We start from the raw sequence: 16,570 nt of genomic DNA, 5'->3' as shown, positions 1-16,570 counted from the left end.
CCCCCGGGGGGCCGGCGGCGCCGACGCGGCGGCCTGTGCTAAATAAGCGGCGGGGCCGCGGGGGCCGCCGCGAAATCGGAATTGACAGGGTTTGTGTCAATGTGGTATCCCCGATAGCGACGAGCACCCAAAGGGTCGGCGTAACGCAAGTTGCCCGCTCTCCCCGGCTCTCTTTCGAGGGGGATCAGCGATGACGTCGCAGTGGCAAGGACGAGGCGATCCCGGCTGAGCGCAACGGTCTCGACCCGCACGGGTCGACGGCCGTTTTTTTTTGCCCGCCGCTCCCTCGCCTCCCCGCGACCGCCCCGGCCTGTTGCGTCTTGCAGTCGACTAGCCTCATCCGGGACACAGGGAGTTTTCCGGATCGGTCCACTCACGGAAGAATCCTGCTACCCGTCATCCGTCACGGACGCGGCCGGCGCGACCGTGGTGTTGGAGTGGTTCCGTATGACCGTCGACGCGCTCAAAGACTGTAACAAGAAGCACCTTTCGCAAATGGCCAAGGAGCGGGGCATCGCGGGATGGCACGCGATGCGAAAGGATCAGTTGATACGAGCCCTGTCCTCGACCCGGCCGGCGACGCCGCCGCGGGCCAAGAAGGAGCGTCCCGCCCCGCGGGCGCCCAAGAACGTCAAGCGCCCCGCCGCGGCCTCGGACGGCCACGCCGCGGGCCCCGCGCGTCGCCCGGTCGGCGCCCCTTCCGCCGTCGCCCCCGCGCCCCACACCCTGAACCACGCGTCGCAGAAGGACCGGATCATCGTCCTGGCCCGCGACTCCTACTGGCTCCACGCCCACTGGGAGCTGAGCCGCACGACGCTCGCCCGCGCCCAGGCCGCCCTCGGCCAGGAATGGCACAGCGCCCTGCCGATCCTCCGCCTGATCGACGTCACCAGCGAGGACACCACCAACGCCGCCGAGCGGATCGTCCGCGACATCCCGATCCACGGCGGCGTCAACAACTGGTACATCGACGTCGTCAAGCCGCCCCGCTCCTACCGGATCGACGTCGGCTACCTCTCGCGCCGGGGCAAGTTCTACGTCCTGGCCCGTTCCAACATCGTCACCACGCCCAAGGCCGGCGTGACCGACGCCCTCGAGGAGAACTGGGCCAGCGTGCAGCAGCAGTTCGAGCGGGTCCAGAACCCCTCGACGATCAACGCCCACAAGTCGGTCAGCTCCACGTCGGTCGACCTCAACGACCTGTTCGACGAGCGGCTCCGCCGGCCCCTGTCGAGCCTCTCGATGCAGAACCTCTCGCTGGGGGCCCTGCCGGGCCTGGGCCGGCGGTTCCACTTCGAGATCGACGCCGAGCTGATCGTCTACGGCACGACCGAGCCCAACGCCCAGGTCACCCTCCAGGGCGAGCCCGTCCAGCTCCGGCCCGACGGCACCTTCACCGTCCGTTTCAGCCTGCCCGACTCGCGGCAGATCATCCCGGCCGTCGCCGCCAGCGCCGACGGCGTCGAGGAGCGGACGGTCGTCCTCGCGGTCGAGCGGAACACCAAGGAACTCGAGCCCATGATCCACGACAGCAACGAGCTGTAAGCCTCGCCGGGTCCGGAACATCCTCGCCCGCGGGCGTCGTCGCCATCGGCCGACGCCCGCGGGCGATCTCACGCGCGGTTGCCGGCGGGGGGGCTCCGGACGTAGAGTGGAATCGGTGAAGGCGTCGCGACGGCGACGCTCCGGACGCCCGGTCTCGCCGCGGGGAGAGGATCTTTGAGTCTCGACATCAGCGAAGTGCTCTCGGGCTGGGACTTCCATCCCGACGACCTCCAGGTCCGACGGATCCCCGGCGACGACGGCCGCGACAAGATCCAGATGCGTGTGGACCTGGGCGTGCTCCAGATGGAATGCGACGGCCGCCCCGACGGCCGCCGCCCCCACGGCGTCGACTCGCTCCTCGACCACCACGAGGCCCGTCGCAAGGCGGCCATCGAGGCCGAGGAAGACTTCACGATCGACCCGACCGAGTGCGCGGCGTTGATGCGCGAGGGGTTGCAGTACTATCACCGCTACCTCGCCGCCTTCCACCTGCAGCTCTACGACATGGTCGCGCGCGACACCGAGCGCAACCTCCGCCTCTTCGCGTTCGTCTCCCGCTACGCCGCCCGGAATCGCGACAAGATCGAGTTCGACCAGTACCGCCCCTACGTCACGATGATGCTCACCCGCGCGCTGGCCCTGAAGGAACTCGGCCGGGACGATCGCCGGGCGGCCCTCGACCGGATCGACGACGGCGTGCGGCGGATCCGCGAGTTCCTCCACGAGTACCAGCAGGATGACCGCGAGTCCGAGTGCTCCGAGCTGAACTTCCTGCTCCGCTGGCGGACCGACGTCGAGGGCGACCGGACGGCCGACCCGCTCGCCCTGCTGGAGGACCAGCTCCAGGCCGCCGTCGCCCGCGAGAGCTACGAGGAAGCCGCCCAAATCCGCGACCAGATCCGCCGCCTCCGGGCCGGCGAGACCTCCGAACGTCGCGCCTCGAGCTGACTTGCGACGACATGGTCGGACGTTCAGGGACGGGGCGGGTTTCGCTTGATTTCGGGCCGGCCCCGGGTTAGGATGAGGCTGTTCGGTCTCGGCCGGACGAAAGCCTCTGCCATGTTCGACAGGAGGCGGTCCTTTTGGCGAACCAACGTTTAACCCGTAGGGATCCCATATCGGCCTCTTGAAGCTCGTCTTCTCGTAGGTCTGCGGCTCCCACCTGAACTGCGGGTTCTCAAAAGCGCCTCAACGGCATTGCGGCGGAGGTTCATCGGCCCGTGTCCCCCCATCACATGGGGAGCCACGGGCTGCTTTCTTTCCCGGGGGATCCCGAGGCGGTCGCATGGCTTCGTCGCCCGAGAAGAAGCGCCTGCGGGTCGAGACGATCGCCCACGTCCTGAACCTGGACGCCGCCGCCCGGGCCGAGCAGGAGCGACTCCTCATCGCTCGCGTCTCGGCTCTCGCATCCTACCGCAAGGCCGGGACGGTCCTGCTGTACGTGCGGGCCTTCCCGGAGGAGATCGACACGGGCCCGCTGCTCGCGGACGCCCTGGGCTCCGACAAGCGGCTGGCCTGCCCACGCGTCGATCGCCGGGCGGGCGGACTCATCTTGCACGAGATCCGCGACCCCGTCCGGGACCTCCGCGCCGGGATGCTGAACATCCCCGAGCCGAGTCCCGACGCCCCCGTGATCGAGCCGGGCAAGGTCGACTGGGTCCTCGCCCCCGGCGTGGCGTTCGACGTGCTCGGCAACCGCCTGGGCCGCGGGGCGGGGCACTATGACCGGCTCCTGCCCAGGCTCCGGAAGGACGTCGAAGTCTGGGCCGCGGCGTTCGACCGCCAGATCGTGGACGACCTGCCGGTGGAGCCCCACGACGTCCCGCTGGATGGGATCGTCACGCCCACGCGGATCCTGATCCGCGATCAGTCGGCCGCGTCCCACGAGGCCTCGGGCGGCACGGCGTAGAGGGCGAACCGCTGCGCGAGGTCGACCGCGTCGACGCCCCCCCTGTGAAGGATCAGGCGGTACGAGAACTTCAGCGACTCGCCCTTCGCCAGGCTGTGCTCGCCGTATCCATCGACGCCGAAGTCGTGCCCGCCGAACGGATTCGCAGCGAACAGCCCGTAGGTGCGGACGTGCCACGTGGTCGGGTAGCGGAAGCTCTGGGGGTGGTTGAGGATCGCGATCCCCACGGTCTCGTCGCCGACCGGTCCCGAGTAGTCGACCCACGACGAGGGCTTGCCCCAGGCGGCGGCGTCTTCGAGGCCCTCGGCGTTGCGGATCTTGCCGCCGGTCTTCTTGTCGACGTCCATCGTCGAGGCGACCCGGACGCCGAAGGTCCCTTCCTTGGTCTCGCCCAGGACGACGGGACCCTCTGTCGCCTTCAGGGTGACGTCGTAATCGAAAATCCGCAGCGCCCGGGTCGCGTAGACGGTCAGCACCCGTTCGTCCTCGCAGACCTTGGCACCCTTGGGGTCGAGCCAGTCGTCGCGGGTGGTGAGCCGGCCCAGGACCGGACCCGATGCGTCGACCTGGCGGGCGGTCTCGCGGATCGTGCCTTCCTTGACCGTCCAGAAGTCGAAGCCGTTGACCTTGCCGTGGGTGAACCAGAAGGACTCGTGGTGGGGATGGTCGTCGTCTTCGCCGGCGACTTTCTCGATCGGGAAGGCCCGCGTCATCGCCGCGCCGGTGGGGCCGATCAGGGGATAGAGGAACGGTTTGTAGGCGCCGTCGACGTGGTGGATCCCCAGCAGTCGGCCGTCGACCGCGAGCTTGAGGTTCGGCCCTTCGGGCGTGAACGCGACCCCCTCGCCGGGTTTGGGCGTGCGGGTGGAGAGCGAGACCTGGTAGGAGCTGGGCTCGGTGGTCTCGGGCGCGATGAAGACGAACGACCGGCGTTCCCCGTCGGCGACGACGACGCCGTCGACCGCCGGCGCGTCGGGCGTCGATTTCAGGGTGTAGAGCCCCGGATCCAGGTCCTCGGGGGCCGCCAGGACCACCGGCGTCTCGGGCGGGACGCCGTGCTCGCCGCGGAGGATCAGCCGCCGGTCCTGGGCGATCGCCGAGGTGCAGCCGACCGCCAGCGCCAGGGTCGCCAGGCCGAATCGCGCGGGGAACGTCTTCTTGAGATGTCGCATGGCCCATCGGCCTCGCCTGAGGTAGGTTCGATCGTGAGCACCTCAATGTCCATGAGGATGGAGAGACTTGCAAGCGCGAAGATCCGCCGTCGCGAGGCCGGCGGCCGGGCCGGTTTTCTTGGCCGTTTTTTTTATTGAACCCTTCGAACCCACCGGATACATTGCCAGACGCTTCAGACCCGGCGGCGCGGGTCCGGGGTCGGCCGACAGGCCAGCCGCTGGATCTGGAGTGGCGACGTCTCGGGGGTTTCCCCTCGCGGGAACTGCCGGACTCGCGAAGACTGGCACGTCTCGGTCGATCGGTGGAGAGCCTGTAGCGGGCGATTGCGATGGCGAAGAGGCTTTACGTCGGCAATCTGAAGTACACAGTCACCTCCGAACTGCTCCAGGAGCTGTTCGAACAATTCGGCGCGGTCTCCTCGGCGCAGGTGCTCAGCGATCGCGAGACCGGGCGGAGCCGCGGATTCGGGTTCGTCGAGATGCCCAACGACGACGAGGCGCAGGCCGCGATCGAGACGCTCGACGGCCAGGACCACGATGGTCGCCGCCTCACGGTCAACGAGGCTCGCCCGCGCACGCCCGGAGGCGGCGGCGGTGGGGGCGGCGGCGGTTATCGCAACGGCGGCGGCGGGGGCGGCGGCTACCGCGGCGGCGGCGGATACGGCGACGATTATTGAGGACGCGCCCTCGCCTCGCGTCGGTCCCAGGCCTACACTTGTTTATGAGGTCCGATGCGAGGACCGGCCGGCCGGCATCCGCCGGGCGACGTCGGTCCGTCGCGGAGGAAGGGATTCCGAGGGGGCGCGTCGGCGCGGCTCCCTGAATACGCCACGACCCGCGCGAGCCCCGCTGATGAATTCACCCGTCCCGACGCGCGCCTCGGCGCACGACGTCCGCAAATCGCGACTCGAACGCGTCCGCCAGGTCGTCGACGATCACGTCCGCCCCGAGCTCCGGGCCGAGGGCGGGGACGTCGAGATCGTCGGGATCGACGAGGACGACATCGTCCAGATCCGCCTGCTCGGCGCCTGCCAGGGCTGCGTCTCGTCGGTCCACACGACGACCATGCTCGTCGAGCGCGCCGTCAAGGCGGAGGTCCCCGAGGTCCGCTTCCTGGAAGCCATCCCCTGATCGGCCTCGGGACGATGCAGGACCTGTCGGCGCGCGACGCTCCGCCCTGGCTGCGGCCGAGGGCGGCGTACGTCCACGTCCCCTTCTGCGCGCACAAGTGCGGCTACTGCGACTTCGCCTCGCTCGCCGGGGCGGACCACCTCGCCGACCGCTACCTGGACGCCCTGGAACGCGAGACGGCGGCCAAGCTGGGCGAGCCCCACGAAGTCGACACGATCTTCATCGGCGGCGGCACCCCCACGCGCCTGGACGTCGCGGGCCTCGAACGCCTCGTCGCCACGGTCCGGCGCTGGCTGCCGCTGGCTCCCGGGGGCGAATGGACCGTCGAGGCCAATCCGGGCACGCTCGACGCCGACAAGGCCGACGTCCTGGCCCGCGCCGGGGTCGACCGCATCAGCCTGGGGGCCCAGTCCTTCCAGCCCAAGCTGCTGACCGCGCTGGAGCGGAACCACCGGCCCGAGGAGGTCGGCCGGGCGGTCGAGATCGTCCGCGACCGCTTCCCACGCTGGTCGCTCGACCTGATCTTCGGCGTCCCCGGCTCGACGCTCGACGACTGGCGCGCCGACCTGGAGGCGACGCTCGCGCTCGATCCCTCGCACCTGTCGTGCTACGGGCTCGTCTACGAGAAGGGGACGGCCCTCTGGAAGCAGCTCCAGCGCGGCGAGGTCGCGCCGGTGGTCGAGGACGTCGAGCGCGAGATGTACGAGCTGGTGATCGACCGCCTGGAGTCGGCCGGGCTGCACATGTACGAGATCTCGAACTACGCCCGGCCCGGCCACGAGTCGCGGCACAACCTCGTCTACTGGGCGAACGACGCCTACTGGGGCCTCGGCCTGGGCGCGGCCGAGTACGTCGACGGCGTCCGGACGGTCAACACCCGCGACCTGCAGGCCTACCTCAAGCGGATCGAGGCCGGCGAGGCCGCCACCGGCCCCAAGGAGCAGCTCGACCCCGAGGCGCGGGCTCGGGAGACGGCCATGCTCATGCTCCGCCGCACCCAGGTCGGCGTCGACCGCGACGACTTCCGCCTGAGGACGGGCTACGACTTCGACGCCATGTTCGGCCCCGTGCTCGCCCGGTTCGTCGCCGAGGGCCTGCTCGAAGACGACGGCCGACGCGTCCGGTTCACGCACGAGGGCCGCTTCCTCGCCGACCGGGTGCTCTGCGAGGTCGTCTGAACCGACGTCTCGCGGCGATTCGGCTCAGGCCCTGCGGAGCTGGTCGGCGCGGGCGGCGATCTTGATGACGGCTGCGTGGAAGACGCCCCGGGCGTTCGGGCTCGCGGAGCGGTAGCTGTCGACGAAGCCCTCGGCCTGGGTCCAGCCCACGACGTCCATGATCTGCTTGGCCATGACGCCGAGCAGCTCGTCGATCGTGGGCGCGTCGACCTCGACGGGAGCCTGCATGGCGACGATCCGGGGGTCGACGCCGCCGGCGAAGTGGACTTCCTCGGCGATCGGCGGGCCGGACTTGGCGGGGGCCTCGTCGTCCCAGGGGGCCGTCGCGGCCGACATGTTGCGGCGGCCGCGCTCGGCGGACTCGGCCGAGGCCCCGCCCGCCTCGTTGTCGCGGGGGCGGTTCTCGTTGGGGTCCTTGGGCAGGCCCGCCGTGGTGTAGAGCTTGCCGTCGGCGCCGACTCGGCCCGGGTTGTTGGGGATCTGGTTGCCGTCGATCAGCTGCTTGCGGATCTTCGCCACCAGCTCGCGCGAGACGCCCAGCTCCTCGGCGGTGCGGCGGTCCGACCAGTCGTGGTGGAGCTTCAGCTTCACCTCGACGGCCCGGCGGCGCTCGGTGCGCGACAGCGGCAGGCCGTGGAAGAGGTTCACGCTGGAGACGTAGTCGAGCGCGTCGTTGAACGTCCCCGGGCGGATCTCGGCCGGCATCGTCCGCTTGCCGAGCATGATGGCCGCGGCGTGGCGGTGGAAGCCGTCGGCGAGCAGCCAGCGCTCGTCGACCTCGTAGACGGTGATCGGCGGCAGCCGGTCCCAGGCCTCGGCGTAGCGCTCGACGGTGAAGTCGTCCAGGCGATCGCGCAGGTTCAGGTTGGGATCGAGGACCAGGTCGTCGAGGGCTACGTTGCGGATGTCCATCTCGGCCGCTCCCATGTCGCGCGGCGGTCCGGGGCGGGGCGGGTCGCGCGTCTTCGCTTGGTCGTTTTCCGAAGAGATCTCGTCGCCTATGATCGGCGGGAGGCCGCCCGCGTCTTGCGACGCAAGAGGCCGGGATTGCAGGACCGCCGGAGGTTGCGACGGACATGCGGATCGTGTTGACGGGCGCGACGGGACGGATCGGCGCGTATTTGCGCGATCCTCTGAAAACGCGGGGATGGGACGTCGTCGCCTGGGGCGGCGCGACGCCCGGATCGTGGGATGGCTCGCCGACCGTCGCCGTCGACCTCGCCGACCTGGCCGAGATCGGCCGCGCGCTCGATCGCGACGCCCCCGACGCCGTCCTCCACGCCGCCGCGATCAGCGACGCGGCGCGGGTGCGCAGCGATCCGGGGCGGGCGCGGGTCGTCAACGTCGACGCCGTGTCCGCCGTGGCCGAATGGTGCATCGCAAAGGGCTGCCGCCTGGTCTTCACGTCGACCGACATGGTCTTCGACGGCTCGCGAGCGTGGACCCCCGAGGCCGACGAGCCCCGGCCGATCCTGGCCTACGGTGCGACCAAGCGCGACGCCGAGCGCGAGGCCTTGAAAGCCCCCGACTCGGCCGTCGCCCGCATCGGCCTGCTGTATGGGCCGACGCGATGCGGCCGTGAGACGTTCTACGACCAGGCCGTCGCCCGACTGCGGGAGGGCGTGCCGCAGACGTTCTTCGACGACGAGTTCCGCACGCCGCTGGACTACGCGACGGCGGCCGAGGTCCTCGTCGCCCTGCTCGCGTCCGACTTCCGGGGGCTGCTCCACGTCGGCGGCCGCGAGCGGCTCAGCCGGTTCGAGCTGATGAGCCGCGTCGCCCGCGGCCTGGGGCTCGACCCCGCGCTCGTCCGCGGCGACAGCCGGGCCGACGCCGTCTTCGCCGAGCCCCGCCCGGCCGACGTCTCGCTCGACACGGCCCGCCTCGCCGCGCTCTTCCCGACGCTCGAACGGCCCCCGGTCGAGGAGGCCGTCCGGGCGATGGAGCGGGCCTCACGCGGCTGATTCGGCCGCCGTCGGCTTGCGCCGCAGCAGGTAGTACGCCGGGATTCCCAGCAGGATCAGGCCGCCGCCGACGAGGGCCTGCATCCGGCTCTGCTCGTTGCGGAGCATGTCGCCCAGGAGGACCAGCGAGGCGACGACGAAGATCAAGGGCGTGATCGGATAGCCCCACGTCTTGTAAGGGCGGTGCAGCTCGGGGCGAGTCCGCCGCAGCACGAACACGCTGGTGATCGCCAGCAAATAGAAGACGTTGGCCCCGAAGATCACGTAGGTCAGCAGGATGTCGTAGAGCGGCGTCTTGTTGAGGACGGTCCAGGCCGAGGTCAGGAAGCCCGGCAGCGCGGAGTTCGACGGCGGCGGGACGAGGATCAGCACCGTCCCCAGCACGGTCAGCCCGATCGCCCAGATCGCCTGTGAGAGGATCGCGTTGGCCGGGGTCTGGAATCGCGGGTGGACGCGGTCGAACCACGCGGGGAGCAGGCCGTCGCGGGCCATCGCGAAGTACGAGCGCGGGCCGGTCAGCGCGTTGCCGTTGAGCGAGATGAACGTCGAGCACATGACGAGCATCGAGATCGCCATGACGCCTGAGGGGCCGAGGAGGGTCTTGCAGTAGACCGCGGCGACGGCCTTGGTGATCCCCCCTTCGGGCTCGTCGGCCGCGGCGATCTCGGCCATCGGCAGGACGTAGTGGTAGGCGAGCGTCATGGCCAGGTAGATCGCCACCAGGGCCGACATGCCGAAGACCATCGCGCGGGGGATGTTCTTCTCGGGCTCGCGGATCTCCTCGGCCAGAGGCGTGACGTTCATCCAGCCGTCGTACGCCCAGAGCACGCCGACCATCGCCGCCATGATCCCGGTGAAGATCGAGGCGTCGACGCGCGTGGGCATCACCGGCGCCAGGTTGCCCACGCTGCCGCCGCCCATGACGAAGGGCAGGGCGATGAGCGACAGCACGCCGCCGACCTTGAGCGCCGTGCCGACGACCTGGAGCCCGCCGCCGCCCCGCGTCCCCAAAATGTTGATCAGCGTCACGACCGCGATCGCCGAGCACGCCGCGCACGCCTGCCAGACCTGCTCGTTGCTGATGAACGCCGGCGGGTGGACGACCTGCACGAAGTACCGCGAGAAGGCCGCGGCGAGCGTCGCCATCGACCCCGCGCGCGACACGGTCAGCTCGGACCAGCCGAACAGGAAGGCCGGCAGCTTGCCGTAGGCCTCGCGGAGGTAGACGTACGGCCCGCCGGCCTGGGGCATCATCGCCCCCAGCTCGGCCAGCGTGAGCGCCCCGGCCGTCGTGAAGACCCCGCCGATGACCCAGACGGCGATGATCCCGCCCAGGAACGGGACGTCGTTGGCGACCCCCGCCGGCACCAGGAAGATCCCCGACCCGATCACCGACCCCACCACGACGCAGAGCGCGGCGACCGGCCCCAGCACCCGGGGCAAGACCACCGGCTGCGGGGGCGCGGCTGTTTCAGTTCCCATGCAGGCGTTCCTCGGCTCGGATTCCCGGTCGTTCGTTCGCGCGGCCGTCCTGGATGGAGAGGGTGAGGTATTCCACCATAACGGACGGCCCGCGCGAAAGGCCCGGGAACCGGGGCGAGGGCCTACTTCACCAGGGGCGGCGCCGTCGGAACGGGCGCCGCCGCGGCTTCTTCCTCCTCCAGCAGAATGTGGAGCGGCGTGATCACGACGAAGGAGCGGCGACTCCGCGACCCGGCGGCGTTCGCAGGCCGAACGTCCACAGCCGGTCCCGCATCCAGGATGAGACTCGAGCCGTCCGGGACGACGCAGCCCGTCTCGACCTTCCTGTCGACCAGGACCTGGGTCGGCACCAGGCGCCGAGTCGTCGCTTCGGCAGGGACAGCCTGCTGAGGAGGCTCGCTCCTGCGCTTGATCGTATTCGAGACGCGGGCGTCGATGCGATGGCCGGCGGCCAGGCGAGTCCCGTTGAGTTGCACATCGAACTCGCCTGGCACGGCGTTGAGGTCGGGGGGTTTCACAGCCTTCGGCGTGGACGTTTCCACGACCGAAACGGTGTAGCTGTCGATTACCTCCCCAGACGCGACGCTGCCATCATCGCCCGACTGGATGCGGACCGGACTCTCCTCATAGGCCGTGACGGTGGGAGCCTGGAGTTCGCGCGTCTCGCGATCCTTGAGAATTTGATCGAGCGCCGCCTTCAGGGCGGGCGCCTCCAGAGTCCACGCTTCCCGTTTGTTCGACGTCTCCACGGGCTTGAATGCGTCCTTGGCCAGGCGGTTCCAGGCTTTCTCCGACACTTTCACGATGCGCACCTGGTACGCGATCTGGTCAAGCGAATTCAGCTTTTCCCGGTCCTCGGGAGACAGTTTCCTCGGGTCCGAGCTGGTCAGTCGCAGACGCTCCTCCCGGGAGATCTTGCTCCGCGGAACCGACGGCGGAAGAGCGACGCGAGGAGGGGCGGCGACCTGTGGGACGGCTGGAACGTCCTTCGACGCGGGCTCCTGGGCGAGTCCGACGGAGGCCGTGACGATCGCGGCGACGAAGGCCGCGGGAATGGCCGCGAGCGGCCAGAGGGCGAGGCGGGGGCGGTTGGGCTTCATGTCGAGCAGCTCCTGAATGCGGGGTAGGAGGGTCGATCGGTCGCCGCCGATGGCGAGGCCGAGTTTCGAGGGACGAGGTCTTGTCGTGCGCAGTCGTGCGACGGATTCCAGAGCGCGGGCGAGCGCCAGCGGGTCGCCCGTGAGGCGGGCGGCGAGGGCGTCGGCGGCGTGCTCGGACGCGCGGCGGGCGGAGCGGGACAGCCCGTGGACGCAGGGATGGAAGAAGAAGCACGCCTCGATCGCCCGCTGGGCCAGGTTCGCGAGGTGGTCAAACCGACGCGCGTGGGCCAGCTCGTGGGCGAGGACGGCGTAAGTCGACTCGGAAGGGGCCGTTTCGAGCCACCGCGAAGGCAGCAGGATCATGGGGCGGAAGAGGCCGGCGAGGCAGGGCTCGTCGACGCGCGAATGGACGCCGATCGAGGGGATGCGGCGAAGCCGGAGTCGTCTGGCGATCGCCCGGGCGCGGGGCTGAATGGCTTCGATCGGCCGAGCCTCGCGCAGGAGCCGCCGCAGGCTTAGCGAGCCCGTCAGCAGAGCCCCGCCCGTCGCGAGCACGCCGACCGACCAGACGGTCACGGCGTAGGGCCGCGCGGCCTCGACGGCCGGGACGACCCGATCGACGGCGCTCCGAAATCCGGCTTTCCAGCCGTCGAGCGGGACTGCAGCGGGCGCGAGCGGGGTCGTGGTCCCGGCGGGTGCGAGCGGCGTCGAGGTGGGTGCGGCGACCCGCAGGACGGTCGCCCGAAACTGGGCGGGCCTGGCGTCGTCCGAGCGGGTGGATCGTTGCACGATCGCCGCGGCGGGTGAGCCGAGCGCGACGGCGGCCAGCGCGAGGAGGAACAGCAAGTGACGGCCCCGATGCGTCGCGGGCCTTCCGAACGAGGTCGCCAGCGTTGCGAACGAACCCGCGAGCAGGCCGATCCAGACGCTGTGCAGAAGAGTCAGCCAGGCGAGGTCGCTCAGCGCGTGGGCCGCCTGGGTCGCGAGGTCTTGCACGGTCCGCCTCCGTTCGGGTCCGTCGAGGGGGGGCGCGAGGCGTACTGGTCGAGGAGCGCGCGGATGGCGTCGAGTTCCTCGGCCGACGGCGACGACTGGTCGAGCAGGTGGGCGACGAGCAGGCTCGCCGAGCCGTCGTAGGCCCGCCGAAGCGTCTCGCCCAGGAGCGAGCTGAGGGTCTGCTCGCGCGGCGACTCCGGCTCGTAGACGAAGGCCCGCCCCTGCGGCGAGCGCATTAAGAGGCCCTTGTCGGCCATGACGTTCATGAGGCTCATCACCGACGTGTAGGCCCTCGGCTTCTCGGCCTGGGCGTTGACGGCTTCGAGGACCTCCCGGACCGTCGTCGGCCGGGCCAGGTCCCAGAGCACCTTCAACACCTCCAGCTCGCCGGGCGTCGGCTGCTCCGCGCGGGGACGCACCATGGAAATGGAGACTCCTTTCCTGCGTCAGAGGACTTCATGCGTTTCCGCGACCACGTGAACGAGTCTACGGTTTAACCCGTCGATGTCAACGGGGAAAACCGTAGATCGTCGCGACCCGGCGGATGATCGATGTCCTGGGTCGCATTCATGCCGTGCGCAATCGCGCATCCGGATCCATAATGATCACAGGGTTGCTGCGCGCGGGAGGAGGCGAGGACCGATGGGGCCGGACGATCGGGGCGTCGAAATGAAAAATAAATGGGACGACCGAAGCCAATCCCGAAAGCGAAAAAACGATATTAAGGCCATGGCTTCAAAGGGATTGCGTCGATCGGGTTCGTTATCGGCCGATGAGAACGAACCCGATTCGAAGCCAGGCCCCGGCCGATCCGAAATCGGTCAGGGCTGGGCGGCGACGGCGGCTGCGGCGCGGATGGCGGCGGCGGCGCGGGCGATGGCCTGGGTGGTGGCGGGGACGCCCGTCTTGAGGAGTTCGGGCCTGTCGGTCTCGATCCCCTCGCGAACGGCGGGGAGCGGCCAGCAGGCGTAGCCGGTGGTCAGGCCGGGCGCGTAGACCGCGTGCTTGAACCAGGAGCGGCCGGCGAGGCCGTCCGGCATGAGGAAGGCGCGCTCGATCCGGGTGAGGGCCGCGTTGAGCGCCTCCAGCTTCTCGGGCCGCGAGCCGTCCTGGCGGCCGAGGGCGTTCAGGGCGTCGTCGAGCTTCCGGGCGTCGACGTCGAAGGCCAGCACGGAATCGGCGAGCGCGGCGAGGCCCTCGAAGCCCTCGTCGGCGGCCGGCGCGGAGGCCTTGCGGACCTGCCGGGCGCGGAGCATGCGCAGCTCGTCGACGTAGCTGCGGAGGGCGTCGGCGTACGGGGTGAACCGGAAGGGGAGGACGTCGGCCCCGGCGGCCCGCATCACGATCGCGATATACAGCCGCGCGGCGGTGGCGTGCGTGAGGAACTCGGGGTCGCCGAACTTCTCCATCCAGGCGAAGTCGTCGTAGTTCGAGTGATACACCCCGTAGCGGCCCGAGAAGCCGACGTCGAGCGACGGCACGCCCAGGTGGTCGAGGAACGCGGTGTAGTCCGAGCCCGAGCCCAGCGGGGCCATCTGGGGGATGAAGCCGAGCGGGGCGGGGGCCTTGCCGTCGCGGGCCCAGAACGGGTCGGCCAGCAGGAGCGGGCTGGAGGCGACCCAGCCGGATCGCTTCGAGTCCGTCCAGACGTCGCGGAGCGCCTTGCCCGAGCGCGGGTCGGTCACGGCGGCGGCCGATTCGAGTACGAGGTCGCGGAGCGAGGGGACGCCCCCCATGTCCAGCTCGGCGCCGCTGACGGCCGAGTCGACGTTGAGCATGAGCGCGGCCTTGCGGTCGACGTCGGCGGCGAACTGCTCGGCCCACTCGGTCGAGCCGATCAGGCCGTACTCCTCGGCGTCCCAGCTCGCGTAGACGATCGTCCGGCGGGGCTTCCAGCCGTCCTTGACGGCCTTCCCCAGCGCCCGGCAGACCTCCAGCGTGGCGGCGGTGCCGCTGCCGGGGTCGACGGCCCCGTGGACCCAGGCGTCGCGGTGGTTGCCCAGCATGACCCAGCGATCGGGCTCGACGGCGCCGGGGAGGGTGGCGATCACGTTCCAGATCGTCCGGACCTTATACTCGTTCGAGACGGTCATCGTCACCTCGGCGGGCCCCGCGCCGACATGGTACGAGAGCGGCAGCCCGCCCTGCCAGCCGTTGGGGACGCCGGGCCCGGCGAGCCGCGAGAGGATCTCGTTCGCCGATCCGTAGCCGATCGGCAGCGAGGGGATCGTCGCGAAATACTCGGCCCGCTTGAGCTTGGTCTTCGCCTCCCAGTCGGCGACCGCGTCGGCCTCCTGGAGCGGGAACCCGAAGCGGGCGTCGATCGGCAGCCGGGGCGCGCCGGCGATCGAGGGGCCGTTCGGCGTCGACGGGTCGCCGGGGCCGAGGGAGAGGAACTGGACGCTGCCGCGCTGGACGGCCGACTCGGGGCGGAACGGGCCGTCGGGATAGACGTCGCCCTTGGCGTAGCCGTCGTCGCCGGGATCGGAGTAGATCAGGATCCCCCTGGCCCCGCGTTTCTGGGCGTTGAGAACCTTCAGGCCCCGGAAGAGCCCGCCGTAGCGGCAGAGCACGATCTTGTCGCGGACGTCGATCCCCAGGTCTTCGAGCGCCTTGAAGTCCTCGGGCCGGCCGTAGTTCGCATAAACGACCTGGCCCGACGCGGTCCCCGAGACGCCGAAGCCGTGGAAGGCCGGCAGCGCGGCCGAGTTGGCCGAGTCCTTGTCGGCCGCGATCGGCTTTTCTTCGAGGTCCAGGTCCATCCCCTCGGGCCGGTCGATGCCCAGGGTCGGGGGCGCGGAGGGCTGGTTGAGGAGGACCTCGTAGGGGACGATCTCGGCCTTCCAGCCCCACTCCTGGAGCTTGTCGCGGACGAACTTGGCGGTCCGCTCGTCGGCCGCCGTGGCGGCGGGGTGGGGCTCGGCGGTCAGCGTCCGCAGCCAGTTGCGGGCGCTGTTAGGCGTGGGGACGGCCGCGGCCCGCCTCTCGGCCTCCAGGTGCGCCGCGCGCGACGCGGGGGCGAAGCCCAGGGGCGGCGGCTCCTCGCCGTGGAGCCGCGACGTGGGTAGACCAAGGAGGAGCGGCAGGAGGAGGGCGGATCGACGGAAACCGGGCATCCGGGGGCCTCTCGAATCGAAGGAGTCGCGGTCGGGGTCGTTCGGGCGGGCGCCGCAGGGGCGGATGATGAGGAACCTTCAAGGCGGTCGTGGCGTCGAAGGCGAGATGACCGGGGCGTTTCGAAGTCCGCCGGGTCGCGTGCTGGTCCTCCCCCTCATCCGGCCTTCGGCCACCTTCCCCCGCGAGGGGGGAAGGGCGTGATGAGGCCGGGAAGCGCTCGTGGTGGTATCCTGGCAGCTCCGGCCGCAGAGCCAGGATACGACGTCGCCGCGCGGGTTTCCAGTGTCGCCGCGGCGTCGGTCGTTGCGATGCACCCGGGTGGGGCGCGGGTTTTTTCCCGGTCCGGGCTAAGAGAATCCGCCCCGGCCCGTTGTCCTGGAGGAACGGGAACACGTCCCTTATCGAGCACGCCGATGGCAGGTGAACGCGATCCTGACGGCGACGCGTGGGTGCGCGACGCGGTCTCCCGCTTCGAGGGGCCCCTCTCGCTCTACGCGCGTCGTCTCTTGAACGACGCCGAGGCGGCCCGAGACGTGGTGCAGGACGTCTTCCTGCGCCTCTGCTCCCAGGCCCGCGGCGACGTCGACGGCCATCTCGCCGAGTGGCTGTTCACCGTCTGCCGGAATCGGGCGCTGGACGTCCTGCGGAAGGAGCATCGCATGACCCGATTGCACGACGAACAAGTCGACCGCTGCCTGAGCCCGGCCCCCGGGCCGCACGACGTCGCCGAGCGCCACGACCTGGGGACCCGCGTCCTGGCGCTGCTGGACACGCTGCCGCCGAATCAGCGTGAGGTCATCCGCCTGAAGTTCCAGAACGGTTTCTCTTACCAGGAGATCAGCCGGATCAGCGGCCACAGCGTCTCCAACGTCGGCTACCTGATCCACGCCGGGATCAAGACCCTCCGGAGCCGCCTGTTCGACGGCCAGCCCGCCGAGGCGGGCGCCTGAACCCGCGAGCCCCAGAAAGGAGAAAC

14 protein-coding genes are annotated in these 16,570 nt (G+C 70.3%); 8 read left to right on the top strand and 6 right to left on the bottom strand.

Annotated features, from left to right (window positions below; translation table 11 throughout):
- Positions 1-531: 531 nt before the first annotated feature.
- The 3 genes from PZE19_RS22655 to PZE19_RS22645 all read left to right on the top strand — a co-directional run bounded on the left by PZE19_RS22655 (position 532) and on the right by PZE19_RS22645 (position 3,454).
- Complete coding sequence (locus tag PZE19_RS22655; RefSeq protein ID WP_277862878.1) at positions 532-1,545, top strand: DUF4912 domain-containing protein; 1,014 nt, start codon at positions 532-534, stop codon at positions 1,543-1,545.
- Positions 1,546-1,719: 174 nt separating this feature from the next.
- Positions 1,720-2,493 (top strand): UvrB/UvrC motif-containing protein, encoded by a 774-nt coding sequence (locus tag PZE19_RS22650; RefSeq protein WP_277862877.1) that lies wholly within the window; start codon positions 1,720-1,722, stop codon positions 2,491-2,493.
- Between the two features lie 337 nt (positions 2,494-2,830).
- Complete coding sequence (locus PZE19_RS22645; RefSeq protein WP_277862876.1) at positions 2,831-3,454, top strand: 5-formyltetrahydrofolate cyclo-ligase; 624 nt, start codon at positions 2,831-2,833, stop codon at positions 3,452-3,454.
- Here the strand turns inward: PZE19_RS22645 and PZE19_RS22640 are convergent.
- On the bottom strand, positions 3,412-4,626 hold the full coding sequence (locus PZE19_RS22640) for a DUF6807 domain-containing protein (RefSeq protein ID WP_277862875.1): 1,215 nt from the start codon (positions 4,624-4,626) through the stop codon (positions 3,412-3,414). The genes PZE19_RS22645 and PZE19_RS22640 overlap by 43 nt on opposite strands.
- 329 nt (positions 4,627-4,955) lie before the next feature.
- Between PZE19_RS22640 and rbp the strand changes: the two genes are divergently transcribed.
- The 3 genes from rbp to hemW all read left to right on the top strand — a co-directional run bounded on the left by rbp (position 4,956) and on the right by hemW (position 6,935).
- Positions 4,956-5,303, top strand: coding sequence for an RNA-binding regulator (gene rbp, locus PZE19_RS22635; protein ID WP_277862874.1), 348 nt, complete (start codon positions 4,956-4,958; stop codon positions 5,301-5,303).
- A gap of 175 nt (positions 5,304-5,478) precedes the next feature.
- Entirely contained in the window at positions 5,479-5,757 is a 279-nt protein-coding gene (locus PZE19_RS22630) for a NifU family protein (RefSeq protein ID WP_277862873.1), read from the top strand.
- A gap of 14 nt (positions 5,758-5,771) precedes the next feature.
- Positions 5,772-6,935, top strand: coding sequence for a radical SAM family heme chaperone HemW (gene hemW, locus PZE19_RS22625; RefSeq protein WP_277862872.1), 1,164 nt, complete (start codon positions 5,772-5,774; stop codon positions 6,933-6,935).
- Positions 6,936-6,959: 24 nt separating this feature from the next.
- On the opposite strand, the gene PZE19_RS22620 is transcribed toward hemW, so the two are convergent.
- Positions 6,960-7,847: a ParB/RepB/Spo0J family partition protein gene (locus PZE19_RS22620; protein WP_277862871.1), complete on the bottom strand. Its 888-nt coding sequence runs from the start codon at positions 7,845-7,847 to the stop codon at positions 6,960-6,962.
- Positions 7,848-8,011: 164 nt separating this feature from the next.
- On the opposite strand from PZE19_RS22620, the gene PZE19_RS22615 reads away from it, so the two are divergent.
- Positions 8,012-8,899: an SDR family oxidoreductase gene (locus tag PZE19_RS22615; protein ID WP_277862870.1), complete on the top strand. Its 888-nt coding sequence runs from the start codon at positions 8,012-8,014 to the stop codon at positions 8,897-8,899.
- Here the strand turns inward: PZE19_RS22615 and PZE19_RS22610 are convergent.
- From PZE19_RS22610 to PZE19_RS22595, 4 genes are all read right to left on the bottom strand, one after another.
- Positions 8,888-10,381 (bottom strand): APC family permease, encoded by a 1,494-nt coding sequence (locus tag PZE19_RS22610; protein ID WP_277862869.1) that lies wholly within the window; start codon positions 10,379-10,381, stop codon positions 8,888-8,890. The two genes, PZE19_RS22615 and PZE19_RS22610, sit on opposite strands and share 12 nt — an antisense overlap.
- A 122-nt stretch (positions 10,382-10,503) precedes the next feature.
- On the bottom strand, positions 10,504-12,477 hold the full coding sequence (locus tag PZE19_RS22605) for a M56 family metallopeptidase (protein ID WP_277862868.1): 1,974 nt from the start codon (positions 12,475-12,477) through the stop codon (positions 10,504-10,506).
- The gene (locus PZE19_RS22600) at positions 12,441-12,899 is read right to left on the bottom strand and encodes a BlaI/MecI/CopY family transcriptional regulator (RefSeq protein ID WP_277862867.1); all 459 of its coding nucleotides are present in this window, start codon (positions 12,897-12,899) and stop codon (positions 12,441-12,443) included. Before PZE19_RS22600 ends, PZE19_RS22605 begins: the two co-directional genes overlap by 37 nt.
- Positions 12,900-13,298: 399 nt before the next feature.
- Positions 13,299-15,593: a M28 family metallopeptidase gene (locus PZE19_RS22595; protein ID WP_277862866.1), complete on the bottom strand. Its 2,295-nt coding sequence runs from the start codon at positions 15,591-15,593 to the stop codon at positions 13,299-13,301.
- A 414-nt stretch (positions 15,594-16,007) separates the two neighbouring features.
- Here PZE19_RS22595 and PZE19_RS22590 point away from each other — a divergent pair, with 414 nt between their 5' ends.
- Positions 16,008-16,544: an RNA polymerase sigma factor gene (locus PZE19_RS22590; RefSeq protein WP_277862865.1), complete on the top strand. Its 537-nt coding sequence runs from the start codon at positions 16,008-16,010 to the stop codon at positions 16,542-16,544.
- Positions 16,545-16,570 lie beyond the last annotated feature (26 nt).

Source organism: Paludisphaera mucosa, from assembly GCF_029589435.1.
Classification (GTDB): Bacteria; Planctomycetota; Planctomycetia; order Isosphaerales; family Isosphaeraceae; genus Paludisphaera; species Paludisphaera mucosa.
Note: the sequence above shows the minus strand (reverse complement) of the source record. Positions and strands in the feature narration are given on the sequence as shown.